The 25636-nt window shown below is 36.2% G+C and carries 18 protein-coding genes, 16 tRNA genes and 1 pseudogene; 33 read left to right on the top strand and 2 right to left on the bottom strand.

Features of this window, described 5'->3' with window-relative positions:
* Positions 1–311 precede the first annotated feature (311 nt).
* The 15 genes and pseudogenes from A8L44_RS08505 to A8L44_RS08440 all read left to right on the top strand — a co-directional run bounded on the left by A8L44_RS08505 (position 312) and on the right by A8L44_RS08440 (position 17971).
* Complete coding sequence (locus A8L44_RS08505) at positions 312–1595, top strand: extracellular solute-binding protein (protein WP_066104135.1); 1284 nt, start codon at positions 312–314, stop codon at positions 1593–1595.
* Positions 1596–1661: 66 nt separating this feature from the next.
* On the top strand, positions 1662–2537 hold the full coding sequence (locus tag A8L44_RS08500) for a carbohydrate ABC transporter permease (protein WP_066104133.1): 876 nt from the start codon (positions 1662–1664) through the stop codon (positions 2535–2537).
* Between the two features lie 13 nt (positions 2538–2550).
* Complete coding sequence (locus A8L44_RS08495; RefSeq protein WP_139063821.1) at positions 2551–3399, top strand: carbohydrate ABC transporter permease; 849 nt, start codon at positions 2551–2553, stop codon at positions 3397–3399.
* 6 nt (positions 3400–3405) lie between these two features.
* Complete coding sequence (locus A8L44_RS08490; RefSeq protein WP_077248046.1) at positions 3406–5130, top strand: cache domain-containing sensor histidine kinase; 1725 nt, start codon at positions 3406–3408, stop codon at positions 5128–5130.
* Entirely contained in the window at positions 5127–6701 is a 1575-nt protein-coding gene (locus A8L44_RS08485) for a response regulator transcription factor (RefSeq protein ID WP_077248033.1), read from the top strand. Before A8L44_RS08490 ends, A8L44_RS08485 begins: the two co-directional genes overlap by 4 nt.
* Positions 6702–6704: 3 nt before the next feature.
* Positions 6705–8144, top strand: a complete 1440-nt coding sequence (locus A8L44_RS08480; RefSeq protein WP_066104128.1) for a glycoside hydrolase family 1 protein — start codon at positions 6705–6707, stop codon at positions 8142–8144.
* 291 nt (positions 8145–8435) lie between these two features.
* Positions 8436–9761, top strand: coding sequence for a hemolysin family protein (locus tag A8L44_RS08475; RefSeq protein ID WP_139063820.1), 1326 nt, complete (start codon positions 8436–8438; stop codon positions 9759–9761).
* A gap of 356 nt (positions 9762–10117) precedes the next feature.
* Complete coding sequence (locus A8L44_RS08470) at positions 10118–10426, top strand: HIRAN domain-containing protein (protein ID WP_066104124.1); 309 nt, start codon at positions 10118–10120, stop codon at positions 10424–10426.
* A 264-nt stretch (positions 10427–10690) separates the two neighbouring features.
* A complete protein-coding gene (locus tag A8L44_RS08465; protein WP_066104120.1) occupies positions 10691–11296 on the top strand; it encodes a hypothetical protein in 606 nt (201 codons plus the stop codon).
* A 479-nt stretch (positions 11297–11775) separates the two neighbouring features.
* A complete protein-coding gene (locus A8L44_RS08460) occupies positions 11776–12273 on the top strand; it encodes a hypothetical protein (protein ID WP_077248032.1) in 498 nt (165 codons plus the stop codon).
* 376 nt (positions 12274–12649) lie between these two features.
* Positions 12650–12945: pseudogene (locus A8L44_RS19185) on the top strand (GyrI-like domain-containing protein); the annotation flags it as partial.
* Between the two features lie 280 nt (positions 12946–13225).
* Positions 13226–13900: a response regulator transcription factor gene (locus A8L44_RS08455; RefSeq protein ID WP_066104114.1), complete on the top strand. Its 675-nt coding sequence runs from the start codon at positions 13226–13228 to the stop codon at positions 13898–13900.
* Complete coding sequence (locus tag A8L44_RS08450; protein WP_066104113.1) at positions 13897–14913, top strand: sensor histidine kinase; 1017 nt, start codon at positions 13897–13899, stop codon at positions 14911–14913. The genes A8L44_RS08455 and A8L44_RS08450 overlap by 4 nt, the downstream gene beginning before the upstream one ends.
* A gap of 297 nt (positions 14914–15210) precedes the next feature.
* Positions 15211–15978, top strand: coding sequence for an ABC transporter ATP-binding protein (locus A8L44_RS08445; RefSeq protein ID WP_066104111.1), 768 nt, complete (start codon positions 15211–15213; stop codon positions 15976–15978).
* On the top strand, positions 15968–17971 hold the full coding sequence (locus A8L44_RS08440) for an ABC transporter permease (RefSeq protein ID WP_066104108.1): 2004 nt from the start codon (positions 15968–15970) through the stop codon (positions 17969–17971). The genes A8L44_RS08445 and A8L44_RS08440 overlap by 11 nt, the downstream gene beginning before the upstream one ends.
* 343 nt (positions 17972–18314) lie before the next feature.
* On the opposite strand, the gene A8L44_RS08435 is transcribed toward A8L44_RS08440, so the two are convergent.
* Positions 18315–19049, bottom strand: a complete 735-nt coding sequence (locus tag A8L44_RS08435) for an alpha/beta fold hydrolase (protein WP_066104104.1) — start codon at positions 19047–19049, stop codon at positions 18315–18317.
* A 471-nt stretch (positions 19050–19520) separates the two neighbouring features.
* Here A8L44_RS08435 and A8L44_RS08430 point away from each other — a divergent pair, with 471 nt between their 5' ends.
* The 18 genes from A8L44_RS08430 (at position 19521) to A8L44_RS08335 (ending at position 23025) form a co-directional block, all read left to right on the top strand.
* On the top strand, positions 19521–20009 hold the full coding sequence (locus A8L44_RS08430) for a hypothetical protein (RefSeq protein ID WP_066104100.1): 489 nt from the start codon (positions 19521–19523) through the stop codon (positions 20007–20009).
* A 529-nt stretch (positions 20010–20538) separates the two neighbouring features.
* A tRNA-Leu gene (locus tag A8L44_RS08425) sits at positions 20539–20620 on the top strand.
* A gap of 7 nt (positions 20621–20627) precedes the next feature.
* Positions 20628–20702, top strand: a tRNA-Gly gene (locus tag A8L44_RS08420).
* 14 nt (positions 20703–20716) lie between these two features.
* A tRNA-Leu gene (locus A8L44_RS08415) sits at positions 20717–20802 on the top strand.
* An 18-nt stretch (positions 20803–20820) separates the two neighbouring features.
* Positions 20821–20897: transfer RNA gene (locus A8L44_RS08410), tRNA-Arg, on the top strand.
* 8 nt (positions 20898–20905) lie between these two features.
* A tRNA-Pro gene (locus A8L44_RS08405) sits at positions 20906–20982 on the top strand.
* 15 nt (positions 20983–20997) lie between these two features.
* Positions 20998–21073, top strand: a tRNA-Ala gene (locus A8L44_RS08400).
* Positions 21074–21181: 108 nt separating this feature from the next.
* Positions 21182–21274: transfer RNA gene (locus tag A8L44_RS08395), tRNA-Ser, on the top strand.
* Positions 21275–21384: 110 nt separating this feature from the next.
* Positions 21385–21461: transfer RNA gene (locus A8L44_RS08390), tRNA-Asp, on the top strand.
* A 108-nt stretch (positions 21462–21569) separates the two neighbouring features.
* Positions 21570–21646: transfer RNA gene (locus A8L44_RS08380), tRNA-Asp, on the top strand.
* A 16-nt stretch (positions 21647–21662) separates the two neighbouring features.
* Positions 21663–21738 (top strand) — tRNA-Phe (locus tag A8L44_RS08375).
* Positions 21739–21783: 45 nt separating this feature from the next.
* Positions 21784–21856, top strand: a tRNA-Thr gene (locus A8L44_RS08370).
* A gap of 12 nt (positions 21857–21868) precedes the next feature.
* A tRNA-Tyr gene (locus A8L44_RS08365) sits at positions 21869–21952 on the top strand.
* An 8-nt stretch (positions 21953–21960) separates the two neighbouring features.
* Positions 21961–22034 (top strand) — tRNA-Trp (locus A8L44_RS08360).
* 90 nt (positions 22035–22124) lie between these two features.
* Positions 22125–22198 (top strand) — tRNA-Gly (locus tag A8L44_RS08350).
* Positions 22199–22285: 87 nt separating this feature from the next.
* Positions 22286–22360, top strand: a tRNA-Asn gene (locus A8L44_RS08345).
* Between the two features lie 3 nt (positions 22361–22363).
* Positions 22364–22435, top strand: a tRNA-Glu gene (locus A8L44_RS08340).
* Positions 22436–22824: 389 nt separating this feature from the next.
* Positions 22825–23025 carry a hypothetical protein gene (locus A8L44_RS08335; RefSeq protein ID WP_066104097.1) on the top strand — a complete coding sequence of 67 codons (201 nt, stop codon included), beginning with the start codon at positions 22825–22827 and terminating at the stop codon, positions 23023–23025.
* 588 nt (positions 23026–23613) lie between these two features.
* Here the strand turns inward: A8L44_RS08335 and A8L44_RS08330 are convergent.
* A complete protein-coding gene (locus A8L44_RS08330; protein WP_066104095.1) occupies positions 23614–25464 on the bottom strand; it encodes a V4R domain-containing protein in 1851 nt (616 codons plus the stop codon).
* Positions 25465–25636 lie beyond the last annotated feature (172 nt).

The raw sequence follows: 25636 nt of genomic DNA, 5'->3' as shown, positions 1-25636 counted from the left end.
GGAGTATATAAAGGTAAATTCGGTCGAGGATCTAGATAATCCATCTTTAACAACAGATTAGTACTGGAGATAATACAGCACTCAGAAAAACGCTTTTTAAGAGTATATAGACCCTCGGCTGCATAAGATGTACAAGCCCTCTTCTGGTTTAGACAGAGAAGACCCTCCTTGTACTTAACCACAGCATCCCAACCACCTTTCCTAAGAATTTTAGATATTTTTATAGGTTTGTAGGATATTTCAATCAATAGGTAAGCGTTATAATGAATTTTGTAAGCGCTTTAATTTATATGATAAAGGGGGAAAAGACGATGAAGAAATTAGGTTTAGTCCTAATGGGGTTACTGACGGTGCTAGCTTTAGCTGCGTGTAGCGATGATGATAATAAAGCAGGTCAATCCACAAAGGATGGGGCAATTGAGCTTACACTATGGACTGACTGGACCGAGGATCGGCCGGAAAACACACTTTACAAAGACATTATTTCTAAATTCAATAAAGAACACGATGATATTCAGGTTAAGGTAGAGGCCATACCACATGACCAATATGAAACAAAATTAAGAACACAAGCTGCTGGTAACCAATTACCTGACATGATGCGTGTATGGCCTGGAGCGAGAACAGAGCCTCTTGCTGAAGGTGGAGCCATCCTTCCATTAAACCCAATCATTGAGAACTGGGATGGGGTGATTCCTGATGCCATTCTACAAGACTATGCATTAGATGATAATTATTACGCAATCCCTTCAAATATTAGTATTACAGGGTTAATTTACTATCATAAAGACATGCTTCAGGATGTAGGGTTTGATGAGTTCCCAAAAACATATGTAGAATTTAAAAAACTTGTAAAAGCACTTAATGATAAAGGAACGACTCCAATCTCTTTAGGTAACAAAGCAATCTGGCCATTGCAATCTGTTTACATCTCTACAATTGCTGATCGCTTTACGGGAAGTGATTTCTTAGAGAATACATTAAACGGAGATGGCAACTTCGAGGATCCTGAATTTATCAATGCATTATCTGTGATTGACGAATTAACAAAATTAAAGGCATTTAATGAGGATATGAATACTCTTGATGAAGCTCAATCACGAAATGAATTCATTAAAGGAACTGCAGCGCTCCACTTTGCTGGTTCATGGGCACTTGGGCCAATTTTAGACAGTGTAGAAAATATTGATAACATTGGTGTAGCTCCATTCCCTACGTTTGAAGGTGGTAAAGGGGATCCTGCCAAGATTGCTGGTGCTGCTGGCGGGGGGATTGCCGTTAACAGCAAGTTAAGTAAAGAAGAGCAAGAGGCTGCTTTCACATTCTTAAAATACTACTATGGTGATGAATTATACCAAGGATTAATCAAAGCGAATATTATCGTTCCAGCTAATGTTGAAATGGATGACAGCATTCCACAAATATTCCAGGATGCTAACAGCTTTGCTCAAGGTGGATTAGTGCCAGTATATGATGCAACATTAACTCCTGAACTTACTGATATTATTAACAATGGCTTGCAATCTATTACCTTAGGTGACAAAAAACCTGAACAATTAGCGGAAGAGATGCAGAAAGAAAACAAAAGTAAATAATTGTCTATAAGTTCTTTCACAGGTTACTTCATGCAAGTAACCTGTGAATGTTTAGGGGGGAAGAAAATGAAGTTAACTAATAAGACTAAGGGAGCGTTTATACTAGGTATACTGCCTGCTTTCTTACTATATATTGTTTTTGCCATTTATCCGATTCTCCAATCCTTTTATTATTCACTCATGGATTGGAATGGATTCAATGAAATGACCTTTGTAGGATTAGATAACTTTAAAAAGCTATTTGCGGATTCTCTATTTTGGAACTCTGTCAAAAATAATATATACGTAGTCTTAGTCTCTGTGCTGGGTCAAGTTCCACTTGCTTTATTTTTTGCCCTTTTATTGAACCGTAAAATGAAGGGCGCAAAATTATTTAGAACTATTGGGTTTCTTCCAGTTGTTTTATCAACCGTAGTGATTTCCTTAACCTGGAGTTTGATTTTCAATTCCCGTAATGGATTAATCAATGAATTTTTACGATCAATCGGGTTAGATTCACCTGCACAAAATTGGTTGGGAGATACAAAGTGGGCAATGGCATCTGTCTTAGTAGTCGTAGTTTGGCAGTTTGTTGGTCTATACTTAATTATTTTTCTGGCCGCATTACAAAATATACCTACAGAAGTATTAGAAGCCGCTAAAATGGATGGCGCATCGGAATGGGCAACAACCTGGAAGATTACGATTCCAATGATTTGGGAAACCATTCTAGTTGCAATTACGCTTTGTATTGCAGGCAGTTTGAAAACATTTGATTTGATCTATGTCATGACACATGGTGGTCCAGCACATTCAACGGATGTTATGGCGCTCTATATGTTTAATGAAACATTTTCAAAATTACAGTATGGTTATGGTAGTGCAGTGTCTGTATTTATTTTCTTCTTTAGTCTGATCTTAATAGCGATTGTAAACAAAGTATTAGGAAAGAAAATGATTTAGGAGGTGGGTATAGGTGGCGAAAACAAACGAAATAACTAAGAAAAGAAGCTTCAAAAAAGTAAGCATCTATATAGCACTAATCATATTTGCAATCATTAATGCGTATCCAATTATTTGGATGGCAATCAACTCCTTTAAATCCGAGAAGGAGTTTGCAACAAACCAATTTGGGTTTCCTAAAAAATTTATAGTAGAAAACTATACTGCTGCTTGGGATATTGCTAACTTGGGTGTCCTGTTTAAAAATAGTATTTTTATTACTGTAACGGCAACTGTATTAACGGTTTTTATCGGGGCCTTAGCATCTTATTTCTTATCTCGATTTGATTTCAAGATGAGCAAGTGGTTATATGGGTTTTTCATCTTTGGATTATTAATTCCGATTCATGCCACATTAGTACCTATGTTTATTCTAATGAAAAATTTAGGACTATTGAATACACCCATCACCTTACTCTTTCCGTATATCGCTTTTCATTTACCTATTACAATCTTTATTCTCACAAGCTTTATGAAAGGATTTCCTAAGGATATTGAAGAATCTGCAATCATGGATGGGTGCGGAGTTTTTAGAATATTCTGGTCCATTATTCTGCCGATGTCACGTCCGGCAATCGCTACAACAGTGATTCTTAATTTCATCTACAACTGGAATGAATTTTCATTTGCGCTAGTGTTAATTAATGACCCAGAGCTTCAAACCTTGCCGCTAGGTTTAGCAAACTTTGCAGGTCAATTTACAACCGACTATGGTGCCCAAATGGCTGGTTTAACGATGTCTTTAATTCCAATTGTCATTTTCTACATGATTTTTGAAAAGAATATTGTTAAAGGTATGACAGCTGGTGCGGTAAAAGGGTAGATGAAAATGATTCGAAATTGGGGCCTAAAAAAGAAGTTTATGATTATATTCCTTGTATTCATCACACTTCCAACAGTATGCTACGGAATTCTCATTTACTACCAAACAACCGAAGTACTTAAAGGTCAGCTGGAAGAGGATATCCTTGAAATACTAGAAAAAGATGAACAGAGCCTTTTGTCCATCATACGAGATGTTGAAAGTATGTCCTCCTATATGATTTACAGCGAGGACTTCCGAACATTTTTTAAAACTACAGATGAAATCCCTATTGCGGATAAAAGTAGTATGGACGGGATAAAAGGCTATTTTACTTTTCAATTGATGTCAAATGAGTATATATCCTCCATCTTATTAAAAGGAGGAAATGGTGAGGAGCTGGCATTTGGTGAACCTGTTTTTGGAAACGAGGATAAGTTAGATCAGGCTGCCATAGACGGAAAAGGATCTCCCATTTGGAGCGATACCTATGGGGTTACAAGTGGGTGGGATGGGAAAAAATATGTTATTAGCCTCTCTAGAGTCATTAACGATTTAAATAAGATTAATCAACCAATTGGCATCGTAAGAATCCGTCTTGATCAGGAAAAAATTAAGAGAAATTTAGAAGTAAAACAAGGTAATTACCTGGTCATGTCAAAGTCCGGTGAAGTTATTCTTCATTCAAATCAAGAGTTAATAGGAAAAAAATACAATGATCCTGCCTTTATCGATTGGGTCAATCATAGTGAGAACCTAGCCTATGATTTTACAAAAAACAACCATACCTACAAAGCTGTTAAAAAAAAGCTGAGTGGGACAAATTGGACATCTATCGTGATTGTAAATGAGGAGCACTTAGTCAAGGAACTATATACCGTTCGAAATTCGATTCGTAATATGATTTTTCTTCTTCTCGTATGTGGAATCATCGCTTTTTATGGATTCTATCGCTCTAATATAAAAAGAGTAATTGAATTAACTGGCCAAACACACCAGCTTGAGAAGGGGGATTTCTCTGCGAATGTGGGTGTTTCAACAAATGATGAAATTGGTCAACTGGGTAAGCAATTTAATAAAATGGTCAAAACAATCCAAAGACATATTGATACAGAATACAAACTGACTATTAAACAAAAGGAATCTGAATTAAAGGCGCTTCAGAATCAAATTGATCCACATTTTCTTTACAATACATTGGACATGATTCGATGGACAGCACGCCTTGAAAATGCAATGGAAACAGGTCAGCAAATTGAACAACTCTCAAAAGTGTTCCGTATGAATTTAAATAATGGTAAAATGTGGGTTACAATAGAAGAGGAAATAGCCTATATTGAATCATATTTAGAATTACAGAAAAGCCGCTTAGGAGAACGTCTGTCTTTTTACATTTTTATTGATGATCAAATCAAACGCTCTTACATAATGAAACAATTAATGCAGCCACTAGTTGAAAATTGCATCCAGCATGGTTTTAAAGAATTACCAAGGCAAGGAATCATTACCATTCGCTGTTATCAAGCGGAAGATCAGTTATGGATTGATGTGATTGATAATGGTAAGGGTTTCGAAAAAGGTGCGCAAGAAACTGGTTATGCAATGAAAAACCTAAAGGAACGTTTAGAGATTGCGTTTGGAGAACCTTATGGTTTGCTGGTGTTGGAAGCTGAATCCGGAGCATTGGTAAGACTAATCCTGCCACTACTTTGGCAGCCCATAAACATGGAGAAATCAGGTGAACACTCGTGACTTTTAAAATGTTAATAGTGGATGATGAACCTATTATTTCCCGTGGTCTGCGTTTAACAATTCCCTGGGAGACCATCGACGTCGAAGTCGTAGACACAGCACATGACGGAGAGGATGCCATCGAGAAGGTTATACAATATGGCGATATAGACATTGTTATTACAGATATAAGGATGCCAAAAATGGATGGACTGCAGCTGGCGCGTTTTCTGTATGCAAACTACCCTCAAATTCGGACGATTATTCTTAGTGGATTTGAAGAATTTGAATATGCCCAGCAAGCTATCAAATTGGGTGTAGATAATTATTTTCTTAAACCGGTTGATATTAATGAGCTCGTGGAAAATGTTAAAGAGATAACCAACGAAATGAAGCAAAAGCGGCAGCAAAAAAAAGAACTCGACAAAATAGGATTGAGAAATGCAATCCTCCAACAAGTTACAAATTTACAAAGGTCTTCACCTGTTAAATCAGACGACTATAACGACTTCATGATTTATTCATTTATTAGTATGCATCAAAATTATAAACGAAAAATAACTAGTTTATCAGAAGGGGAATATGAAGAGTTTTTAAGAGGATGGGAGAAAAGCATCGAGAGGAAACTACAAGAATATGGACTTACCTCTTATTCGTTCTTTACTGAAAAAAATATACTAGTTACCTGTGTTCATAGTGATGATGGTCGGAAAATGACGTCGGATATCCGGCAAAGTTTGATTCGAAATGATGGATTAAACCTTCAATTTGTTTGGAGCGATGAGTGGATTCCTGTTGAAGAACTCATGGTCGTACTAACAGAACTACTAAATAAAAGAAAGTATTTAGCTTTCACTGAGTGTACTAGCATTATAGTTTCAGATCAATTGAGACGGGATACCCTTCAATCGTACCCAACTAAACTTGAAGAGCAATTAATAGAAGCTATTATTCAAATGAAAGATTTAGACCTACATACTTTTACGAATGAATTATTCGGATACTTTACAATACATGAATTCTTCCTGGATGAAGCTGTTCAGGTTTGCAGAGAGATGCTTAATAAAATTTTGGATCACTATAAGTCTCTGAGTGGGAAAAACGTCAGGAAATGGGATCTTTATTACAGTGAGAGTATAAATGTCCATGAATATAACTCATTCGAATTGTTGAGAGAACTTCTTTATCTGGACCTTTCCTCCATTCGTAAATACCAATCTGAGCTGAAGAATTTTGACAAACAGGATTTGTTAATCAATCACGCGAAGGAATACATACATGAATACTACAGAACAAATATTAGAGTTCATGAAGTAGCGGAGGTCCTTAATATAACCCCTAATTATTTCAGTTCTCTATTCAAGCAGAAAACAAGCGTTAATTTCAATGAATACGTTAACCAATTAAGAGTGGATGAAGCAAAGATCTTACTTGCGGAGACTCCTTTTAAGGTAAACGAAATATCCGAACAAGTAGGATTCCATGAATATAAATATTTCGTGGGAGTGTTTAAAAAACTGACAGGAATGACTGCGACGGACTATCGGAAATTTAGAAACCTGCAAGATAGAAAAACTGGGGAGAGATCATAATAGATGGAAAAAATAACATTAAACCTACCAAAGGACTTTTTTTTAGGAGCATCATCTTCTGCATGGCAAACTGAAGGCTGGACCGATAAAAAAGAGTTTCAGGATTCATACTTAGACCTATGGTATAAAAAGAATAAGAATGTTTGGCATAACGGATATGGACCCGCATATGCAACTGATTTTTACAATCGCTATCAAGAAGATATCAGTTATATGAAGGAAATAGGTCTTACCCATTTTAGAACATCGATTAATTGGTCCCGTTTTTTAGTGGATTATGAGAATGCTGTTGTGGATGAAGAATACGCAAGCTTTGTCGGAAACGTTATTGATGAATTAATTAAAAATGGTGTAGAGCCAATGATCTGTCTGGAGCACTATGAATTGCCTGCTTATTTATTTGAAAAATACGGCGGTTGGGGCTCAAAGCATGTGGTTGAACTATTTGTAAAATATGCGGAAAAAGTATTTGAACGTTATGGAAATCGTGTGAAACACTGGTTCGTATTTAATGAGCCAGTTGTAGTTCAAACACGCATATACTTAGATGCGATTCGTTGGCCATATGAACAGAACACAAAAAAATGGATGCAGTGGAACTATAATAAAGGGCTTGCTACTGCTAAAGTGGTGAAGTTATTTAAGGAAATGAGATTAAAGGATCAGACAGGAGCCAAAATTGGGACCATCCTAAACCCAGAGGTTACATATGCTCGTTCTTCCTCTGAACACGACCAAAAAGCAGCTAGAATGTATGACCTATTCTTCAATCGTGTATTCTTAGATCCAGCCATTAAGGGTGAGTACCCGCAGGAATTATTTGAGTTGATGGAAAAACATGATATTACTTTTGAACATACAACCGAAGAGTTGCAGCTCATTAAGGAAAATACGATTGATTATGTAGGCATTAATCTATATTTCCCACACCGCGTCAAAGCACGTACAACTGCATGGAATGAAGAAACACCTTTCCACCCTGAATATTATTATGAAAAACACGAGCTAGTAGGTAAGAAAATGAACCCATATCGGGGCTGGGAAATCTACCCGCAAATTATGTTTGATATGGCGGTCAGATTGAAAGAAGAGTACGGAAACATTGAATGGTTTATTGCTGAAAATGGAATGGGTGTAGAAAACGAAGGCAGATTTAAGAATGAAGAACAAATCATTCAGGATGATTACCGAATTGAGTTTATAAGCGAACACTTAAAATGGCTCTTAAAGGCAATCGAAGAAGGAGCCAACTGTAAAGGCTATATGCTATGGGCATTCACCGACAATGTTTCACCAATGAATGCATTTAAAAACCGGTATGGTTTAGTAGAAATTAATTTAGACGATAACCGCAATCGAGCACTTAAGAAATCCGCTTACTGGTATAAACAAGTAATCGAAACTAAAGAATTTGAAGCAGAGAATGATGATTTTTATAGGTAAGTTGGGATTACCATTCCAGAATGTAACTAACCTCCAAGCCTGTGAAATCAAATTGATTCAGTAGGATTAATGGATACTCAGATGATAGCCAGCTATATGGACGGGTCTTATTTTAAGCTGCTAAAAAGGCGATATTTAAAAAATATATAAAATAATTCTGCAAAAGATACATTTAAATGATAAATAAGGTAATGTATTATTTTGTTTTGAACATAATAGGGAAATAGACTATGGTGTGTGGTATACGTTATACCAATTGAAAAATATAATAAAGGAACGGTGAAGATTTTTTTGGACAGCATTTGGACCTCAATTGTAATTTTGTTAATACTTATCGTGGCAAATGGTATATTTGCTATGACTGAAATTTCAATTGTTACATCTAAGAAGAACAGACTAGAAAAATTGCGAGATGAAGGAAATTCCAGTGCTAGTTATGCTTTGAAATTAGCGGATGACCCAAATCAATTATTGTCGACTATTCAAATCGGAATCACTTTAATTGGGGTAATTACAGGTGCATTTGGCGGTGCAACCATTGCAAGCCAGCTAGCTGTTTATATTGAACAAATTAATGTTCTTGCTTCTTTCAGTAATGAGCTGAGTCTTATCGTTGTTGTAGGACTTTCAACTTACTTATCATTAATTATTGGTGAGTTAGTTCCAAAACGGATTGGTATGGGAAATCCAGAAAAAGTAGCATGTGCAGTAGCGAAACCAATGTATTATTTTTCAAAAGTTGGACGCCCGATTATTTGGTTTTTAAGTAAATCTACTGATTTTGCATTAAAATTATTTAGAATAAAACCCACAAACCAACCGAATGTAACCGAAGAAGAAATAACTCAATTAATTGAACAAGGTGTTCATAGTGGGATTGTTGAAGAAATAGAACAGGATATGGTAGAACAAATTTTCTATTTAGGGGACAAACGTCTTAGTGATATTTTAACGCCTCGTACGCAGCTTGTTTACATTGATTTAGAGGATTCGTTTGAAGAAAACATGAAAAAAATTAATGAAAGTTATTACTCCAAATTTCCTGTTGGCATTGGAAGTTTAGATGATTTTCAAGGAATCATTCATAAAAAAGATCTTTTATCAAGAATTGTGGCAGGAGAGAATTTTTCTTTAGCGGATTCAGTCAAAGATACACTCGTTCTGCCAGAACAAATGAAAGTATTTCGGGCATTGGAAACATTGAAAAAATCCGGCCAGCATGAAGCTGTTATTATTGATGAGTATGGAGGAATTGAGGGCTTTGTCACTCTTCATGATATTATGGAAAATATTATTGGAGAAATGCCTGAAAAGGATAATGAAGACGAGCCGCAAATTATAGAGAGAGATGGAAACTCATGGTTGGCAGATGGTCTTGTTTCGATTGATACATTTATTAGGTATTTTGATTTGGAAGACTTTACGATTCTTAACCAAAGTAAAAACTTCCACACATTAGGTGGATTTATTATAAATAAAATTGGATATATACCAAAAATTAAAGACACCATACAAGTAGATGACTTGCAACTTGAAGTAGTGGACATGGATCGTGCCCGAGTAGATAAAGTGTTAATCACAAGGCTAGAAAGAGACTCAACAGAAGAAATAATATAAGATGACCTAATTAATGGTCATCTTTTTTATGTGGAATATGTATTAATCAAACTCTCATAAATTGAAGGAGTTAAATCTAAAGAAACGTTAAAAGTCCTAGGAATCATTTTCGATTCTCTAAGGCTTTTTTAATTTTGTGTAATTTTATTGGCAATGAAACAAAGAAAAGGTGAAGGAGCTAAAAATGGTTCCTATTTAGATGATACACGATCCGATAAGAACCTGTGAGCTGCCTTATCTCTTTTATGTGACAATCTAAAAGGCTTTCTACAAGGGATCACTGAAACTTATTTTTGTGAAATTCGTAAATATATATAGAGTAAAGTAATAAAAAGTGTCGCATGGAGGGGATAGAAATGGCAGAGAAATATATATCCGTTGTAGGTGTTTGTCATTATTTTGGAGCGGATATTTTCAAGGTTGGTCAGAAGATAATCTTAAGAAAAGACTTTGATAATAAGCATGATGATGAAGCAATTCAAGCCGAGCTCGATACAATTGGCAAGGTTGGTTATGTGGCTAATAGTTATCAGACAGTTGCAAAAGGAACCCGCAGTGCCGGCAGAATCTATGATACATTCGAGGACGTATGCATGGGACAAGTGGCTTTCATTGTAAAGGATACAATCATCGTGAAATTATTAGGAAATGAAGAGAGTGCTTAAATCAGATCTGCCTGAAAGAATGGCATTAATTTTGAAGTGTTAAACGTAAGTGAAGTAGAGATACGCCGTCCTTAAAGTGAAAGTCTTATTTTAGTAGAGGCTGTGGGTGGCTCTCGCAAGATTTTGATTAAGTTGGAAGTAGAAACTAAAACGGAAAAGGCAGGATATTCATATGGAGTTGCTGACTTTATGTGAAATAATTGTTATAATTTAACAAAAAACCACCGTAGGCGGAGAAAGCTATGGAGACTGGAGTCTATACTTGTGAAGAATTTTTTTCTATCTACTTCTTTACTTATGACGGTAGTTTTAGTCTTGTTTCTACCTCTCATGGTTATTTATGCTTTGATTATTCATTTTACAGGCCAGTATTATGAGAATTTAATCTATTTAATTCTGTTTCTTTTTCTGTTGTGTCTTATAGATATGGGAGTGGGGACTATTATTGATAGCTTTCTTCACGCCGTAACGGACATTTATAAGGATATCTTTGTCAATAAGTTGATTGCGAGTATCTTAACTTTCGCTGGTAGTTATATAGTTATTAGCGCACTTGATTACTTTTTTACAGTCATCAATCTTTCTACAACTGTGAAAATAATTATCATAGCTATTCATCTTGTTGCTTCGCTGCTGTTTGATAAAATTGACCAAAGTGTGGATGGAAAGAATGAAACGGATGAAACCGATAGTGATATTTATCAAATAGATCCAATGATAGAAAACGAAATCGCTTCTTTGTTAAAATCTGAAATCAATTGGGTTGAATGTGTCAAGATAATCAAGGACAAGCATCCGGATGTTCCTAAAGAAAGAATTGTAGCTGTAACCCGAAAGTTACATATGGATAATAAAAATTCTTCTTTTTAAAAGTAAAGAAGTAGAAGAGCTGCCCTTAGTGGGCGGCTTTTTTAGTAGAGACACTTTTAACAATATTTTCAGTTTATCTGCTCTAGTATGCTATTAAATCACCTTTTAAAGTGGATTAGGAGGGTTTATCTTTAATAACATTTGTTCGTTACCAGTAATTTTTATTACACCAATCTCTTCTAATTGGATTAGATTAATGATTGCTATAGCTATTACTGGGGTTACGGTATTATGGTTATATTTAAAGAGTACTCTAGTGAATCTGCAAAAAGAGGTGTAGATAGAAAAATGTATTGTTTTAGGTGCCTATATGCAATATACTACCTTTGTGAATTAACATACAAATGAAAAAAACAATGCACATGATCATTAGCCAATCACAGGCTGATGATTGGCTAAGAGTTTGTAGAATAGGCATTGTTTAGCTTAAAGATTTGTCATTCATAAAAGTATAACGGTAAGTAAGATAGGTGACTATTATGAGCAGAAGTGTAAGACAATATATTGGAATTATTGCGGCTATTATCATTTACTATATCATCCATGAGGGGGCGCACCTCCTAGTATCTTTTTATTACGGGGTTTTTAAGCAAATCAATTTCATGGGGCTCGGGGTTCAGGTGGATGTATATCATACCCTGATGACAGATATTCAGATGGGAATTTTCTGTCTGGCGGGTGCGATTGCAACTCTTGTTTTCAGTTGGCTTCTTATTATATTTTGTAAACCAATCTGTTCAGTAAAATCAAAGGTTTTCCGGACCATCGCATGGTATACCTCACTAGTCATGCTACTGCTTGATCCGCTATATTTGAGTGTACTTTGTGGATTTTTTGGTGGTGGCGATATGAATGGTATCTTATTGCTTTGGCAGGAATGGTTTGTGAGGGCTCTTTTTGCAGGAATTGGGATTGTCCATGCGTTGGTGATATTCCGGTACTTGCTACCTAAGTATACAAAGTCCTTTTCTGATTAAGATTATTAGCAATTGCAAAGGAACTAAACAAGATACAGGTGGAAAGCCTTGTGTATACCGTGAATATGTTTTGATTAGCAAGAAATTTAATAAAATGATATGAACCAAACGACTTATTTGATGCTGAGCCGAAGAACTTGTGGGAAATTCACTCTTTCTCTTTATTCGGAAGTAGAAATGCAAGCAATGAAATGATAAAAAGGAGAATGGCAAAAGATGCTGTTTCTCCTTTTATTTTTGTAAATGAACAAATAGGTTGGGAAATGTTTGGAGCAACAAGAAATCCAGTTTTAAAATAAAATGTAGCAGAATTAAAAAGGCTTATCAACGGGCAGTTGACAAAGAAACTGATTAATTAAAGCATACTCTAATTATTAAAAAGTCGGCAAAATTGAATGGAGTATTTGATAATTCAACAATTTTAGGTATACCTTAAGATAACCCAGAGATTACTCCTAAAGAGGAATATCGTTATGAAGTTTGCGTTGTTAAAAATAAAGTTTGAAAGGTGGTAAAACCAGCTCATGTTGGTAAATTTCCTGGTGGGAAATACGCTGTTTTCTTGCTTGATCATACAAAAGAGGCAGTAAGTTAATTTTTGGGGGTAATATTTTTTCGGAGATAGAAAGAAATAATCGATCCATTAGAGAACAACCAATTATAGAAAGATAAACTTCACAAATGATTGATAATCATTTGTGTGAAATATTAGTTCCTTTACAGTAACGGAGCAGGTACATTTCCTGAATTGCAGAATTCCAAACCTTATCTGATTTGTGATAAGATAAACATCATTTATTTGGGTTTTTCTACACGATAATCCAATATTCAAAGTAATATAATGAAAAATGAGCTATTGACTAAATATAAAATTCAGCCTGTCTTCATTAGGGTGCAGGATTTTTGTTGCTCAAGAATGAACAATTGAAAAGCTCGTTAAGGGGTGATCACTATGCAAAACGCAAAAATATTAATCATTGAGGATGCAGAGACGCTTCGTAGAGAATTAACCGCATTTTTAAAAAATTATGGTTATGAAGTGGAAGCACCGGATGATTTTCAAAATGTCATGAACTATGCAAGTCAGGATGATGTTCATTTAATTTTATTGGATATTAATTTGCCTGTGTACGACGGTTATTATATTTGTCGCGAAATCCGTAAATACTCTCAGGTACCCATTATTATTGTGACAAGTAGAGACACGGAAGTTGACGAATTGATGAGCATGAATATAGGCGCAGATGATTTCATTACGAAGCCGTATAACACGCAAATTTTGTTGGCACGCATTGAAAATATTTTAAGAAGGACATATGCAAAACAAGAAAGTGCTGTAATGACTTACAAGGATTTGAAGCTGCATTTGGCTAATGGGACAATTTCCTATCAAGGCAAGAAAGAGGAACTAACAAAAAATGAATTAAAAATCTTACATTGTTTAATGAAAAATAATGGAATTATTGTTTCTAGAGAACAGCTGATGGAGGATCTATGGTCATCTGATTTATTTGTGGATGACAATACGCTATCTGTTAACATTACTCGACTTCGTAAAAAGATAGAAGCAATCGGTATGGAAAACCCGATTGAAACGAGACGAGGATTGGGGTATATCATGTCATGACATTGTGGGCATTTTTAAAGGAAAGAGTCGTTTTTATTACGGTTAATGTTTTTCTTTTTATGACGGTAGCATTATTTTTAGCTTTTATTTCTATACAAAAGGGTGTTATTGCTATAGTCGGGTTAGGCTGGTTTGGTCCGCTGCTTACATCTTATTTTCTTGAATTTATGAAGAAAAAACCTTTTTATGATGGGGTAATAGAAAATGTTGAAAATCTTGATCAAAAATATTTGCTATCTGAAATTATGGATGAGCCTGATTTTTTAGAAGGAAAGATTTTATATGACATTTTACGGACGAGTGACAAGCAGGTGCATGAATATGTCAACCACTACAAGACTATGCAATCGGAATACCAAGAGTATGTTGAAGCGTGGGTCCATGAAATTAAGACACCGATTGCATCTAGTAAGCTAATAATTGAGAATTATCAAGGTGGTCCGATTGTTGGCTTAACTGAGGAATTAACGAAGATTGAGGATTATATTGAACAGGCCTTGTATTATGCGAGAAGCAGCAGTGCCAGCAAGGATTATATTGTGAAGGAATTTCGTTTAAAAGAATGTGTTTCCAAAGTAATTAAGCGAAATGCAAAAGCGTTTATTCATAAAAAGATTCAGCTTAAGTTATCAGAGATAGATGATGTGGTCTATAGTGACGAAAAGTGGGTTGAGTTCATAGTGAATCAAGTAATCATTAACAGTATTAATTATTGTTATAAAGAAAATAGTTTCATCTCTATTTATACGACTAATCATGAGCATAATCTTATACTTCATATTGTTGATAATGGCATTGGTATTGATGAAAAGGATGTCGGAAGAGTATTTGAAAAAGGATTTACAGGAGAAAATGGACGCATATACAGAAAGTCAACAGGCATCGGTCTATATCTTTGCAAAATGTTGGTAGATAAGCTGCATTTAGGGATTACGATCAAATCACAGAAGGATGTAGGAACCGAGGTAAATATCATTTTCCCGAAAAGTAAATTGGTTTTATTAGAGTCTTGAGAGAAAGGCTCTTTTTTATTACGAAAATAAGATTATTACTGATTTGTGGTATGAATTTATATGGTGGTTTTAGCCATCAATCTCCAGTGCAAGTTGACATGTAATTCGCCACTCTCACCGAAAAGTTAAGATCAATTATCTCCATCCGTCGTTTTCCTTTCCATAGACGAAGGATTCAAATCTACACGGTACTAAACTGGTAGCTTTCAAAAATGTAAGGTTTATGCAACCAACTTCAATATTTGTATTGCTGTAGGGGGGATATACTAAAAGCATAAAAGAGAGGAGAAGGTTGTTATGAATACAGTTTTGGAAGTAAAAGATATAGAGAAATACTATGGTAATAAAGGAAATGTGTCAAAAGCCATTAATCATATAAGTTTTGATGTAAAACAAGGGGAATTTGTTGGTATTATGGGTCCTTCAGGCAGCGGGAAAACGACACTGTTGAATTGCATTTCTACAATTGATCATGTAACAACGGGTCATATTCATATAAATGGTCAGGATATTACGACATTAAAGGCTGGAAAGCTTGAGAAGTTCCGCCGGGATGAGCTAGGATTTATCTTTCAGGATTTTAATTTGCTCGATACATTAACAGCGTTTGAAAATATCGCAATCGCTTTAACCATACAAGGTCGTAAGCCGGCTGATATTACAAAGCTAGTAAATGAAGTTGCCGATAAATTAGAGATTACAGCGGTATTAAATAAGTTCCCATATCAACTGTCGGGTGGACAAAAACAACGTGTTGCTTCAGCCCGAGCAATTGTAACCAACCCGTCATTAATTCTCGCTGATGAGCCAACAGGAGCTCTTGACTCAAAATCTGCCCGATTACTGCTAGATTCATTTGAAAAATTAAATAAGGAGTTCCAGGCTACAATTTTAATGGTCACACATGATGCGTTTACAGCAAGCTATGCACATCGAATCTTGTTTATTAAAGATGGGGCGATTTTTAATGAACTGGTGAGAGGTGATGATACGAGGAAAGAATTTTTCGGCCGTATCATTGAGGTGGTAACACTTCTCGGAGGTGATACGAATAATGTTATTTAAATTATCTGCTCGCAATGTGAAGAGAAGCTTCAAGGATTATGCAATTTATTTCTTAACATTAACATTTGCAGTCTGTATATTTTATAGCTTTAATTCGATTTCAGCTTCGGCTGCTATGTCTAGTTTAAGTGCCAGTCAGTCGGAAATGATTCAATCAATAACACAATTAATTTCAATAGTATCTGTTTTTGTTTCGATTGTGTTAGGGTTTCTGATTTTATTCGCAAACAATTTCTTAATCAGACGACGAAAAAAAGAGCTCGGAATTTATATGACGCTAGGTATGAGTAAATATAGTATATCGTTAATAGTTGTAATGGAAACACTTTTTATAGGTGTTTTATCGTTAATGGCCGGATTATTACTGGGAATATTTATATCTCAAGGATTGTCCGTTCTAGTGGTTTCGTTATTTAAGGCAGATATGACAAAGTTCGAAGTCGTCTTTTCCAGTGAAGCGATGTTCAAAACAATGAGCTATTTTGGGATTATCTTTCTGTTCGTTATGATCTTTAATAGTTTAGTGATTTCGAAGTATAAGCTCATCGACTTGCTAACAGCCGCTAGAAAAAATGAAAGCCTGAAGATCCGAAAAATATCAACATCAATCGCGTTCTTTGTTTTATCCTTCATTACTCTTGGGATCGCTTATACTGTTATTTTAAAGTATGGTTTAACAGAAAGTTTGACTGTCACGTGGACCTGCGTTGGACTGGGGTCACTTGGAACGTTTTTGTTTTTTATGTCTCTTTCTGGATTTGCTCTTAATATGCTGCAAAGAAATAATACTATATATTTTAAAGGCTTAAATATGTTTGTTCTACGCCAAATAAGCAGCAAGGTAAATACAACCTTTGTATCCATGACTATCATTTGCTTAATGCTCTTTTTCACAATTGGTGTTTTATCAACAGGATTTAGCATAAAGGCAGCGGGAGAAAAACAGCTTGTAAATCAAGTGCCGTATGATGCAACATTCTACCTGTATGGAAAAGAAGATACGCAAATAAAGAATATAGATCAAGCGATTGAAATATTGGGTATGGACTTGGATGAGATGGGTGAAAATAGTTCCTTTGAATTATATGAAGCGGATTCTACGTATAACGAATTATTGCGTCCTTTTGCAAATGCAGAGTTAGAACAATACTTTGATATGGCAATCTCTCGTAAAAAAATCTTATTGATGAAAGAATCTGATTATGTAAAGCTTTTGCAAATGCAAGACGTTGAACCGAAAACGTTTAATAAAGGAGAAGTACTCCTAATATCAGATGATGAGACTTATTTTGATGCAGTGAATGCCTATATTAAAGAAAATCAGTCCATTCATTTGAACGCTATGGATTATACGATTGTTAATCGTCAAGTAGAGTATGTACAATATATAAATGATTATCCAGGAAGAGTTGCATTTACCGTGATTGTTCCAGATCAAGCTATTGAAGGTATGACACCTACTATGTCACTGTCTAATGTTAATTACAGTAGTAATAGTCAAGTGAATGAAGACGAGCTTTATCATTTAACTCAAAATGAAGAAGTTTATTCTAAATATGGTTTTTATGTCAACGTAATGACTAAGCAGATGTTGTATGACCAAAGTATTGGATCGTCTACAATGATTGTCTTTATGGGTATTTATCTTGGGATTGTGTTCCTCATTTCAAGTGCAGCTGTACTGGCGCTTCAGCAGTTATCTGAAGCGAGTGATAATATGGAGCGCTATAGCATGCTAAGAAAAATAGGTGTAACAAGTACGGAAATTAACAAGGCGATATTCGGTCAGGTATTTATTTATTTCATGATGCCATTGTCTTTAGCAATCATCCATTCGATTTTTGGAATTAAAGTGGTCAATCAGGAACTTCTGATGATGGGTCAACCTTCCGTTTTCATACCGGCTTTGTTTACGGCTTTAATTATGGTTATTGTATATGGCGGTTATTTCATAGCAACATATTCAGGGTACAAGCGCATTGTGAAAAATTAAAAGAGAAGCTGTGTCAAAAAAGAGTTGTTTTGGCACAGCTTTTTTACTGTTTAAATTAGGGCTTGTGGGTGTTTTTAAATGCAAAATTTACTGTTTCAGAACGAATATCTGAATTTATGGGGAATCATACTAGTAAAAGGAATAATGGTTCGAGACTATTAGTAGTGTAATTGAATAATTGAAAAACATCTGTGAAGAGACTATGGGTTTTATTTAAAATAGTCAGAAATAATAGCGCTTGTGAGGCGCGGTTACCTCAAATGAAAGATAAAAGTTTAAAATAGCCCGCCCGTAAAACGGGTGGGCTATTACAGTATCAGATGTGTTAAAAGAAACTGGGCCCTTATCTTTGATATTGAGTCAGCCATTTTAACGTTTCTTCTATTATTTCATCCTGCTGTTCTTTTGCTGAAATCGTGGATTTTCCGTCTCCATCTTGCGTTCCATACATTCCGAATTGGGCATGGTTTCCGCCTTTAACCTCATATAAAGTTGCTTCAGACGAAAGCAAATGTTTTGTATCAGCTATTTTATCAGTTGTCGTTAACCCATCAAACTCGGCATACAAGGAGAGGATGGGGAGGTCAGTTTCTGAAAAATTAATGGAATCGCTCGGATAGGAACCCAATAAGATTAAACCTCTTACATCTTCTAGATGATCGTATGCATAAGATGCTGCGGCTACGCCGCCAAGTGAATGCCCGCCTACATACCAATTCGTTATATCGCTGAACTCATCTATAATTAAATCCGCCTGATTAATATCGAGTAGGGCAAAGTTCAAGTTGACTTTTGGGACAACCACCAAATAACCTTTATCCGCTAAACCTTGGGCATAGTAGCTATATGCTTCAGGCTCTACTTTTGCACCAGGATAAAGAATGATCCCGCTTTTTGGTTTTTCTATTGGTTCGAACACAAGCCAGTTTTCTTTCATCTGATTGTCATCTAGATTTATGTATGATGTAACTTCTTCTGATGCTTTGTACGTTTGTTGGGACCAAAAATAGAAGCCGGTAAGACCCAACACAAAAATAATCAATAGTATACTTAAGCTAATTGTAATAATTTTCTTCATAAAATGTCTTCTTCTCTTTCATAAATGATATACAATTTCAATTTTAGCATAAAGAGCTTCTAAGCTATGTATAAATTCTTTCTAAAGCATAAAGCAGGTAATTCGGTTTCTTAATCAAGTAAGAATTGTAAGTCTACATCGTTCGCTGAATCGAAGCGCAAGGCAAACGCCGGTTTTTTCACCAATTTTATAGATGTGCCGGAGCAAGCAATCACTAAGGTGTTCAACACCATCATGGAAAGCAGGGTGATGCATCTGCTTGTTTTTGTGGAAAAGAAGGCAAACACGGTTAAACAGATATTTGAAGGACAAATATCTGAGGCCTTCTCGCTTCGGTTTTGAAGGAGCATCCGAATGTCATTGCCATCGCCGAGAAGCTACGCTTGGAGGAACTACCATGATTTAGTAGAATAAAAGAAAATAAGCCGGGTGGGGGAATGTTCCCGACGGTCTCTTTTGGAGGGGAATGACATGGTTGGCGTAAAAACGGTGAATCTTGACGGTGAAGAAATCTATATTTTTAATAGTGCGATATATATATTGGAAACTTCATCCGGATTTTCATTGGAGCTCGACATCATCGTGAGCGAGGTAGCCCTAAAGAAATATAGCAGTCGCGAGAGTATTATCGCTGAAATTGAGCTGAGCGATAGCCGAGTAATCAGCTCATTTATGTACATAAAATCAATTCCTGGCCGTCTACCGCAATTGAACTTGAATTGTGTGATTGATGGTCCCTATGAGTACCAGGGCTTTGACCATATCGACGAGAATGGGATTAATTTTCCAGACGTTGAGAAGGGGATTTCCCTTGCCGACATCAGGAAAGTCGAGATGCCTGATGAAAAGATCACCCTTAAGCTTACGCTGCCAATTGACCAGGTCGAATGGCTTCGTGGAAAAACATCAAAAGAACTGAAACAGATATTCAAAGCAATTATCTATGACCAGATGAATTAAATATATCTACATATTTTAAAGAAAATACACGGCAACTTTTTGGTTTTGATATCAGAATCATTAAGGCATTGTTAAGTAGGTAAAAGTTAATTGGAAAAGCGAGTAAAAATCTCTAAAAGCTAAGAAGATAGGAGATTTTTTATACTAGAATTGATATCTATATTTCTAATGATGCTAGGAATATCACTCTTTCCGTTTCAAACTGTAACATGATAGTTATGCCTTCCTAAGATAATTTAAAATATAAATAGGATATTAAGGATCTTGAGTTGTTTATATAGCGTATAAGCAAGGGTTCAAACAACATATGAGGAACCTGTATCCCTATGTATGATAGATGTATTCATGGAATTTTAATCTTTTTGATATAAGAAGAAAAATAAATTAATATTACCATATATTACTTATTGAAATATAGATAAATACATATTAGAATAATAAAGCAGTCAACGAGAGGGTTTGAAATTAATCAATTAGAAGCTCGAGGATTGCAGGTACAAGTCCTTCATGGCTTACCATCTATAAACATGCGGGTGTGGCGGAATTGGCAGACGCACCAGACTTAGGATCTGGCGCCTTACGGCGTGGGGGTTCGACTCCCTTCACCCGCACTTATATGCGGAAGTAGTTCAGTGGTAGAACACCACCTTGCCAAGGTGGGGGTCGCGGGTTCGAATCCCGTCTTCCGCTCCAATGCCAAGTGATATGCCGGGGTGGCGGAATTGGCAGACGCACAGGACTTAAAATCCTGCGGTAGGTGACTACCGTGCCGGTTCGAGACCGGCCCTCGGCACTAGTTTTTTGCAAGAATGCGCCCGTAGCTCAATTGGATAGAGCGTTTGACTACGGATCAAAAGGTTAGGGGTTCGACTCCTCTCGGGCGCGCCATTTCCTTGCGGGAAGTAGCTCAGCTTGGTAGAGCACTTGGTTTGGGACCAAGGGGTCGCAGGTTCGAATCCTGTCTTCCCGACCATTTTCATAACAACCTGGGGCCTTAGCTCAGCTGGGAGAGCGCCTGCTTTGCACGCAGGAGGTCAGCGGTTCGATCCCGCTAGGCTCCACCATGACTAATTTAAACCCAATAGGATTTTGGTTTTGGCTGTGTAGCTCAGTTGTTTAGAGCATAACCGTTCTGTCATAGATTCGAGTCCTACAAGGTTCATTATATATATGGAGGAATACCCAAGTCTGGCTGAAGGGACCGGTCTTGAAAACCGGGAGGCGGGTTAAACCGCGCGGGGGTTCGAATCCCTCTTCCTCCGCCATATATTATCTAAAGCAATATATATATCGTTGCGGGGTGTAGCAGTCTGGTAACTTGTAGGGTTCATAACCCGAAAGTCGCAGCTTCAAATATTATTCGCACAATAAAAATGGTCCGGTAGTTCAGTTGGTTAGAATGCCTGCCTGTCACGCAGGAGGTCGCGGGTTCGAGTCCCGTCCGGACCGCCATATATTATCTAAAGCAATATTTATATCATTGCAGGGTGAAGAAGTCTGGTAACTTGTAGGGTTCATAATCCGAAGGTTGCAGCTTCAAATATTATTCCCGCAATAAATGGTCCGGTAGTTCAGTTGGTTAGAATGCCTGCCTGTCACGCAGGAGGTCGCGGGTTCGAGTCCCGTCCGGACCGCCATTTACATAATGAAGTTGGCTCAGTAGCTCAGTCGGTAGAGCAAAGGACTGAAAATCCTTGTGTCGGCGGTTCGATTCCGTCCTGAGCCACCATTATTAATTAAAATTTGACAGATAATGATTTTTCCTAAATATTATGCCGGTGTAGCTCAATTGGTAGAGCAACTGACTTGTAATCAGTAGGTTGGGGGTTCAAGTCCTCTTGCCGGCACTCAAAATAATCGGAGGGGTAGCGAAGTGGCTAAACGCGGCGGACTGTAAATCCGCTCCTTCGGGTTCGGCAGTTCGAATCTGCCCCCCTCCACCATTCATTATAGGGGCATAGTTTAAAGGTAGAACAGAGGTCTCCAAAACCTCCAGTGTGGGTTCAATTCCTACTGCCCCTGCCAATAAATATGGCGATTGTGACGAAGTGGTTAACGCATCGGATTGTGGTTCCGACATTCGTGGGTTCGATTTTCATCAGCCGTCCCATAGATGCGGGTGTAGTTTAGTGGTAAAACCTCAGCCTTCCAAGCTGATGATGAGGGTTCGATTCCCTTCACCCGCTCCAAAAAATATCATAATGGGCCTATAGCTCAGCTGGTTAGAGCACACGCCTGATAAATGTCAGGTCGATAGTTTGAGTCGCCCATATTATTCCGCAGTAGCTCAGTGGTAGAGCACTCGGCTGTTAACCGAGCGGTCGTAGGTTCGAATCCTACCTGCGGAGCCATTTGGCCCCTTGGTCAAGCGGTTAAGACACCGCCCTTTCACGGCGGTAACACGGGTTCGAATCCCGTAGGGGTCATAAAGCCATGTACAACATGTACATGGTTTTTTTTATTTTCCACAATCTTCTAAGAGCTACGGACCTACAATCTTTTATCTTTTGGAACCTACGGATGCTTCTCAGATTCTAATGGTAAAAGTTGAGAGAAAATTCCTTTTGAGTAAAACGTAATAGGTTTCGAAAGGCCTTATATGTATCAAAATGAAAAAATAGATAAAAATCTAGAAACACGCATAAAATATAGTATGAAAATAGCAGTGCACACCTTCATTCAATGTGCACTGTTTTTATTATTCCCTCAATTCAATTAATAAGCTAACTTATCCCGCTATATTTTACATTTATTCCTGTCTATTACATTGTGATATATTTACTATATGAAATATTAAAGAGGTGCTTTTGATTGAGTGACAAAGCAGTTGTTTGAATATTTATTAACCGTGAATAACCTGCGTTTTAAGGTTATCCGTGATTATAAAGAGTATGAGAAAACTTGGTCCAAGTCATCCCTTGAGGAATACGGGGAAGGCGTGTATGTAATGGGGGAGGGAGAAGAGGAGGATGCTATCCTAAAAATACACAGGAAAAACCGTAGGCGATGCCGATAGCACACCTCCCGATCCCGATGAATCCATAAGGGAGTGGATTACCTACTCGTATGATAACGAGAAACATTCCCCGACAATCCCAGATTCAAAGGTGATTACAGAAGGAGATTCACACGTAGAAGTCAGGCTCGATGAGGACACGAATCGGTTCGGTGAACATTTTGGATTTAACAGAAATAATGGAGACAGCTGAATCCAATGGAAACACTGGGCTTGTGCAGCTTCTGTGCAGTATTTGTCCAATGTATAAAAATACAGGAGTAATGGGTTTTTACTGAAAATAGAAAAAAGGCTCAACACCTTGGTACACTTGGGGTTAAGCCTGAAGTATGGACCCCACCCTGTCAATTTACTATTCTGAATCTTATACACAATATATGCATAAATAGAGTCCAAACAGTCCATTAATTCAGGGTGCCATTGATTATTTATACAAACTGAATCTCTTAATTCCGTTGTTTATAGAAACCCATAGTATCAATTTGAATTCTTAGAAAAAATATAGACCAGAAGCAAGGATCTGTTCGTTTGTTTAATCTGGATTATTAGTATGATATTCCTCTATATCAACTTTTAGCCGCCATTGGATTAACTATTTGTAAAATCCACAATAAAATTACTGTCTTGAGTATTGCTAGTCTTAAAATATATTTCCATCGCTTTCAATAAAAGAAGGATTTGGAAATTCTCATTAGGATCCTTAAAATCTGTCTTCAAATACTCTTTCAAGTTTTCTAGTCGATAGAGAAGTCCACTCTTTGAAATCTTTAATAAGCGTATCGTGGATTCAATTTTTAAATTATTATTTAGATATATATATAAAGTTTCTAAGAGCTCAATCCGTTTTTGTTCCTTTAATGAAAAGATTCCTGCAAATCGATTATTCGCAAGTTGCTTAATATGTTCTATATTTAAATCATTAATAAATATTGATAAAACACTAATATCTTTAAATGCAGTAATGGATGCGTTGGGGTTGGAGATGAGAGCAATTGCAGCCTCATTATAGTGAGAGTTTGCCTCCAAAATGCTATGTCCTATCTCGCTGTAACCAATTTGAACAGGATAATTAGGGAATTGTTCCATTAAAGCTTCTCTTAAATTACTAAAAACCTTCTGAACCATAGAATGATCTTTTAGAGGATGAAATAACAAAATAACTAGTTCCATCTCCTTAAAAGAAATAAGTATACGCTGTTTTTTTAAGTGTTCCCGAACAAAGTTTTCAAACTCTTTTTGAATCCTATACATATTATTATTCCTTCTCACAATAGCAACGGTGTATAGTTGGTTAATATCAATATTAAAGTAGCGAGACCTAGAAAGAATCTGATTTATATCTGTTAAACGTTGATGCAAAATATCATTAGTAAACTTAGATTCACTCTCTGCTTTTGATTTTTCTATAATAGAATTCATCATAAGTAGAACAGAAATTACATTTGTCAATTTAGATAGTATTAAATAGTCGTATGATGAAAATGTTGTTGGATGCATCGATATAACTGACAAATATGCAACGACTTTATTTTTAATGACAATCGTGTTTGTTAAACGAACATGATTATCTAATTGAACAACCTTTTTTGTAAAAGGAAGTTGCTGACGCTTTTCAAAAAAATAAGTACCTAATTGATTTCTTTCATTTTGGTCATATATCTGCATATCCTGCTCAATTAATTGTCTATCGATCTCTGATAAATTAGTAGAATGTATAAAGTTATAAAATATATCTTCTATTAAAAAGGTTCTGCCAAAAATTTTTTCAGCTTCTTTAAATATATCCTCTACTGTTGCTCCATCAATAATCGCTTGAATCATTTCACTTTGAATATTGCCAAGTTCAATCAGATCAAACGATACTTGATTTTCAGAGTTTTCATTTGATTCATCAGGTAAAGGGTTAACAGTATAAAACTCCCATGTACAATTTTCGTCACCTCTTGCTACACAGGTTTTCTCAACTACCTTTACTTCAAACTGAAAAATGGTGCTCATATAGCCAGTAGCAAATCCCATAAGTGTATGACAAACTGGTACATCACTTTGACCAAAATAATCTAGATGAACTTTTGCCTCGTAAGACTGTAACCACGTTCCTATACCATAAACAGCCTTAACTGATTTATCACCATAAAATTCAATATACCCTTCGAAAATCGAACCGTTTATATGTCCTTTTTCACAATGAAGAGTAGGCCCTTGTTTAAGTAGATCTTGTATATCGAAATATTTTTCTCTCATTCGGTGAGCTTCTGAAACCCCTAATTGATACCCATAATTAAACATTAATTTTGTTGCTTTCTCTATCCCATTTATTTCAATGATATCTGCTTTTAGAAAACTTAAAGCCTTAACGATTGCAATATTGTCGATATCTTTCTCCCTATTTTCAAGATGAAAAGTAGTCCTTTTTAAAGAAATAACACGTTGTTCCAACCTATTCCCCCCTTAATTGTAAGAAGTGCCTCAAAAAATATTGTTATTTCTCTCTTAATACTAAAATACCATAAAAAAGAAAAAACCAAACGAAATATACTGAAAACGCTTTCAAATTAATACAATTAGTCTGTTTTCAGAATATTTTATATCTAATATATTGAATGTGTAA

Origin of the sequence: Bacillus sp. FJAT-27986 (genome assembly GCF_001685035.1) — a bacterium.
In the GTDB taxonomy this organism is placed as follows: domain Bacteria; phylum Bacillota; class Bacilli; order Bacillales; family Pradoshiaceae; genus Pradoshia.
This window is presented reverse-complemented; position numbering and strand designations above follow the sequence as displayed.

Coding starts and splice junctions, on each gene's coding strand:
- A8L44_RS08505 (WP_066104135.1), top strand. CDS start 312: ATGAAGAAATTAGGTTTAGTCCTAATGGGGTTACTGACGGTGCTAGCT.
- A8L44_RS08500 (WP_066104133.1), top strand. CDS start 1,662: ATGAAGTTAACTAATAAGACTAAGGGAGCGTTTATACTAGGTATACTG.
- A8L44_RS08490 (WP_077248046.1), top strand. CDS start 3,406: ATGATTCGAAATTGGGGCCTAAAAAAGAAGTTTATGATTATATTCCTT.
- A8L44_RS08480 (WP_066104128.1), top strand. CDS start 6,705: ATGGAAAAAATAACATTAAACCTACCAAAGGACTTTTTTTTAGGAGCA.
- A8L44_RS08470 (WP_066104124.1), top strand. CDS start 10,118: ATGGCAGAGAAATATATATCCGTTGTAGGTGTTTGTCATTATTTTGGA.
- A8L44_RS08460 (WP_077248032.1), top strand. CDS start 11,776: ATGAGCAGAAGTGTAAGACAATATATTGGAATTATTGCGGCTATTATC.
- A8L44_RS08455 (WP_066104114.1), top strand. CDS start 13,226: ATGCAAAACGCAAAAATATTAATCATTGAGGATGCAGAGACGCTTCGT.
- A8L44_RS08450 (WP_066104113.1), top strand. CDS start 13,897: ATGACATTGTGGGCATTTTTAAAGGAAAGAGTCGTTTTTATTACGGTT.
- A8L44_RS08445 (WP_066104111.1), top strand. CDS start 15,211: ATGAATACAGTTTTGGAAGTAAAAGATATAGAGAAATACTATGGTAAT.
- A8L44_RS08440 (WP_066104108.1), top strand. CDS start 15,968: ATGTTATTTAAATTATCTGCTCGCAATGTGAAGAGAAGCTTCAAGGAT.
- A8L44_RS08435 (WP_066104104.1), bottom strand. CDS start 19,049: ATGAAGAAAATTATTACAATTAGCTTAAGTATACTATTGATTATTTTT.
- A8L44_RS08430 (WP_066104100.1), top strand. CDS start 19,521: ATGGTTGGCGTAAAAACGGTGAATCTTGACGGTGAAGAAATCTATATT.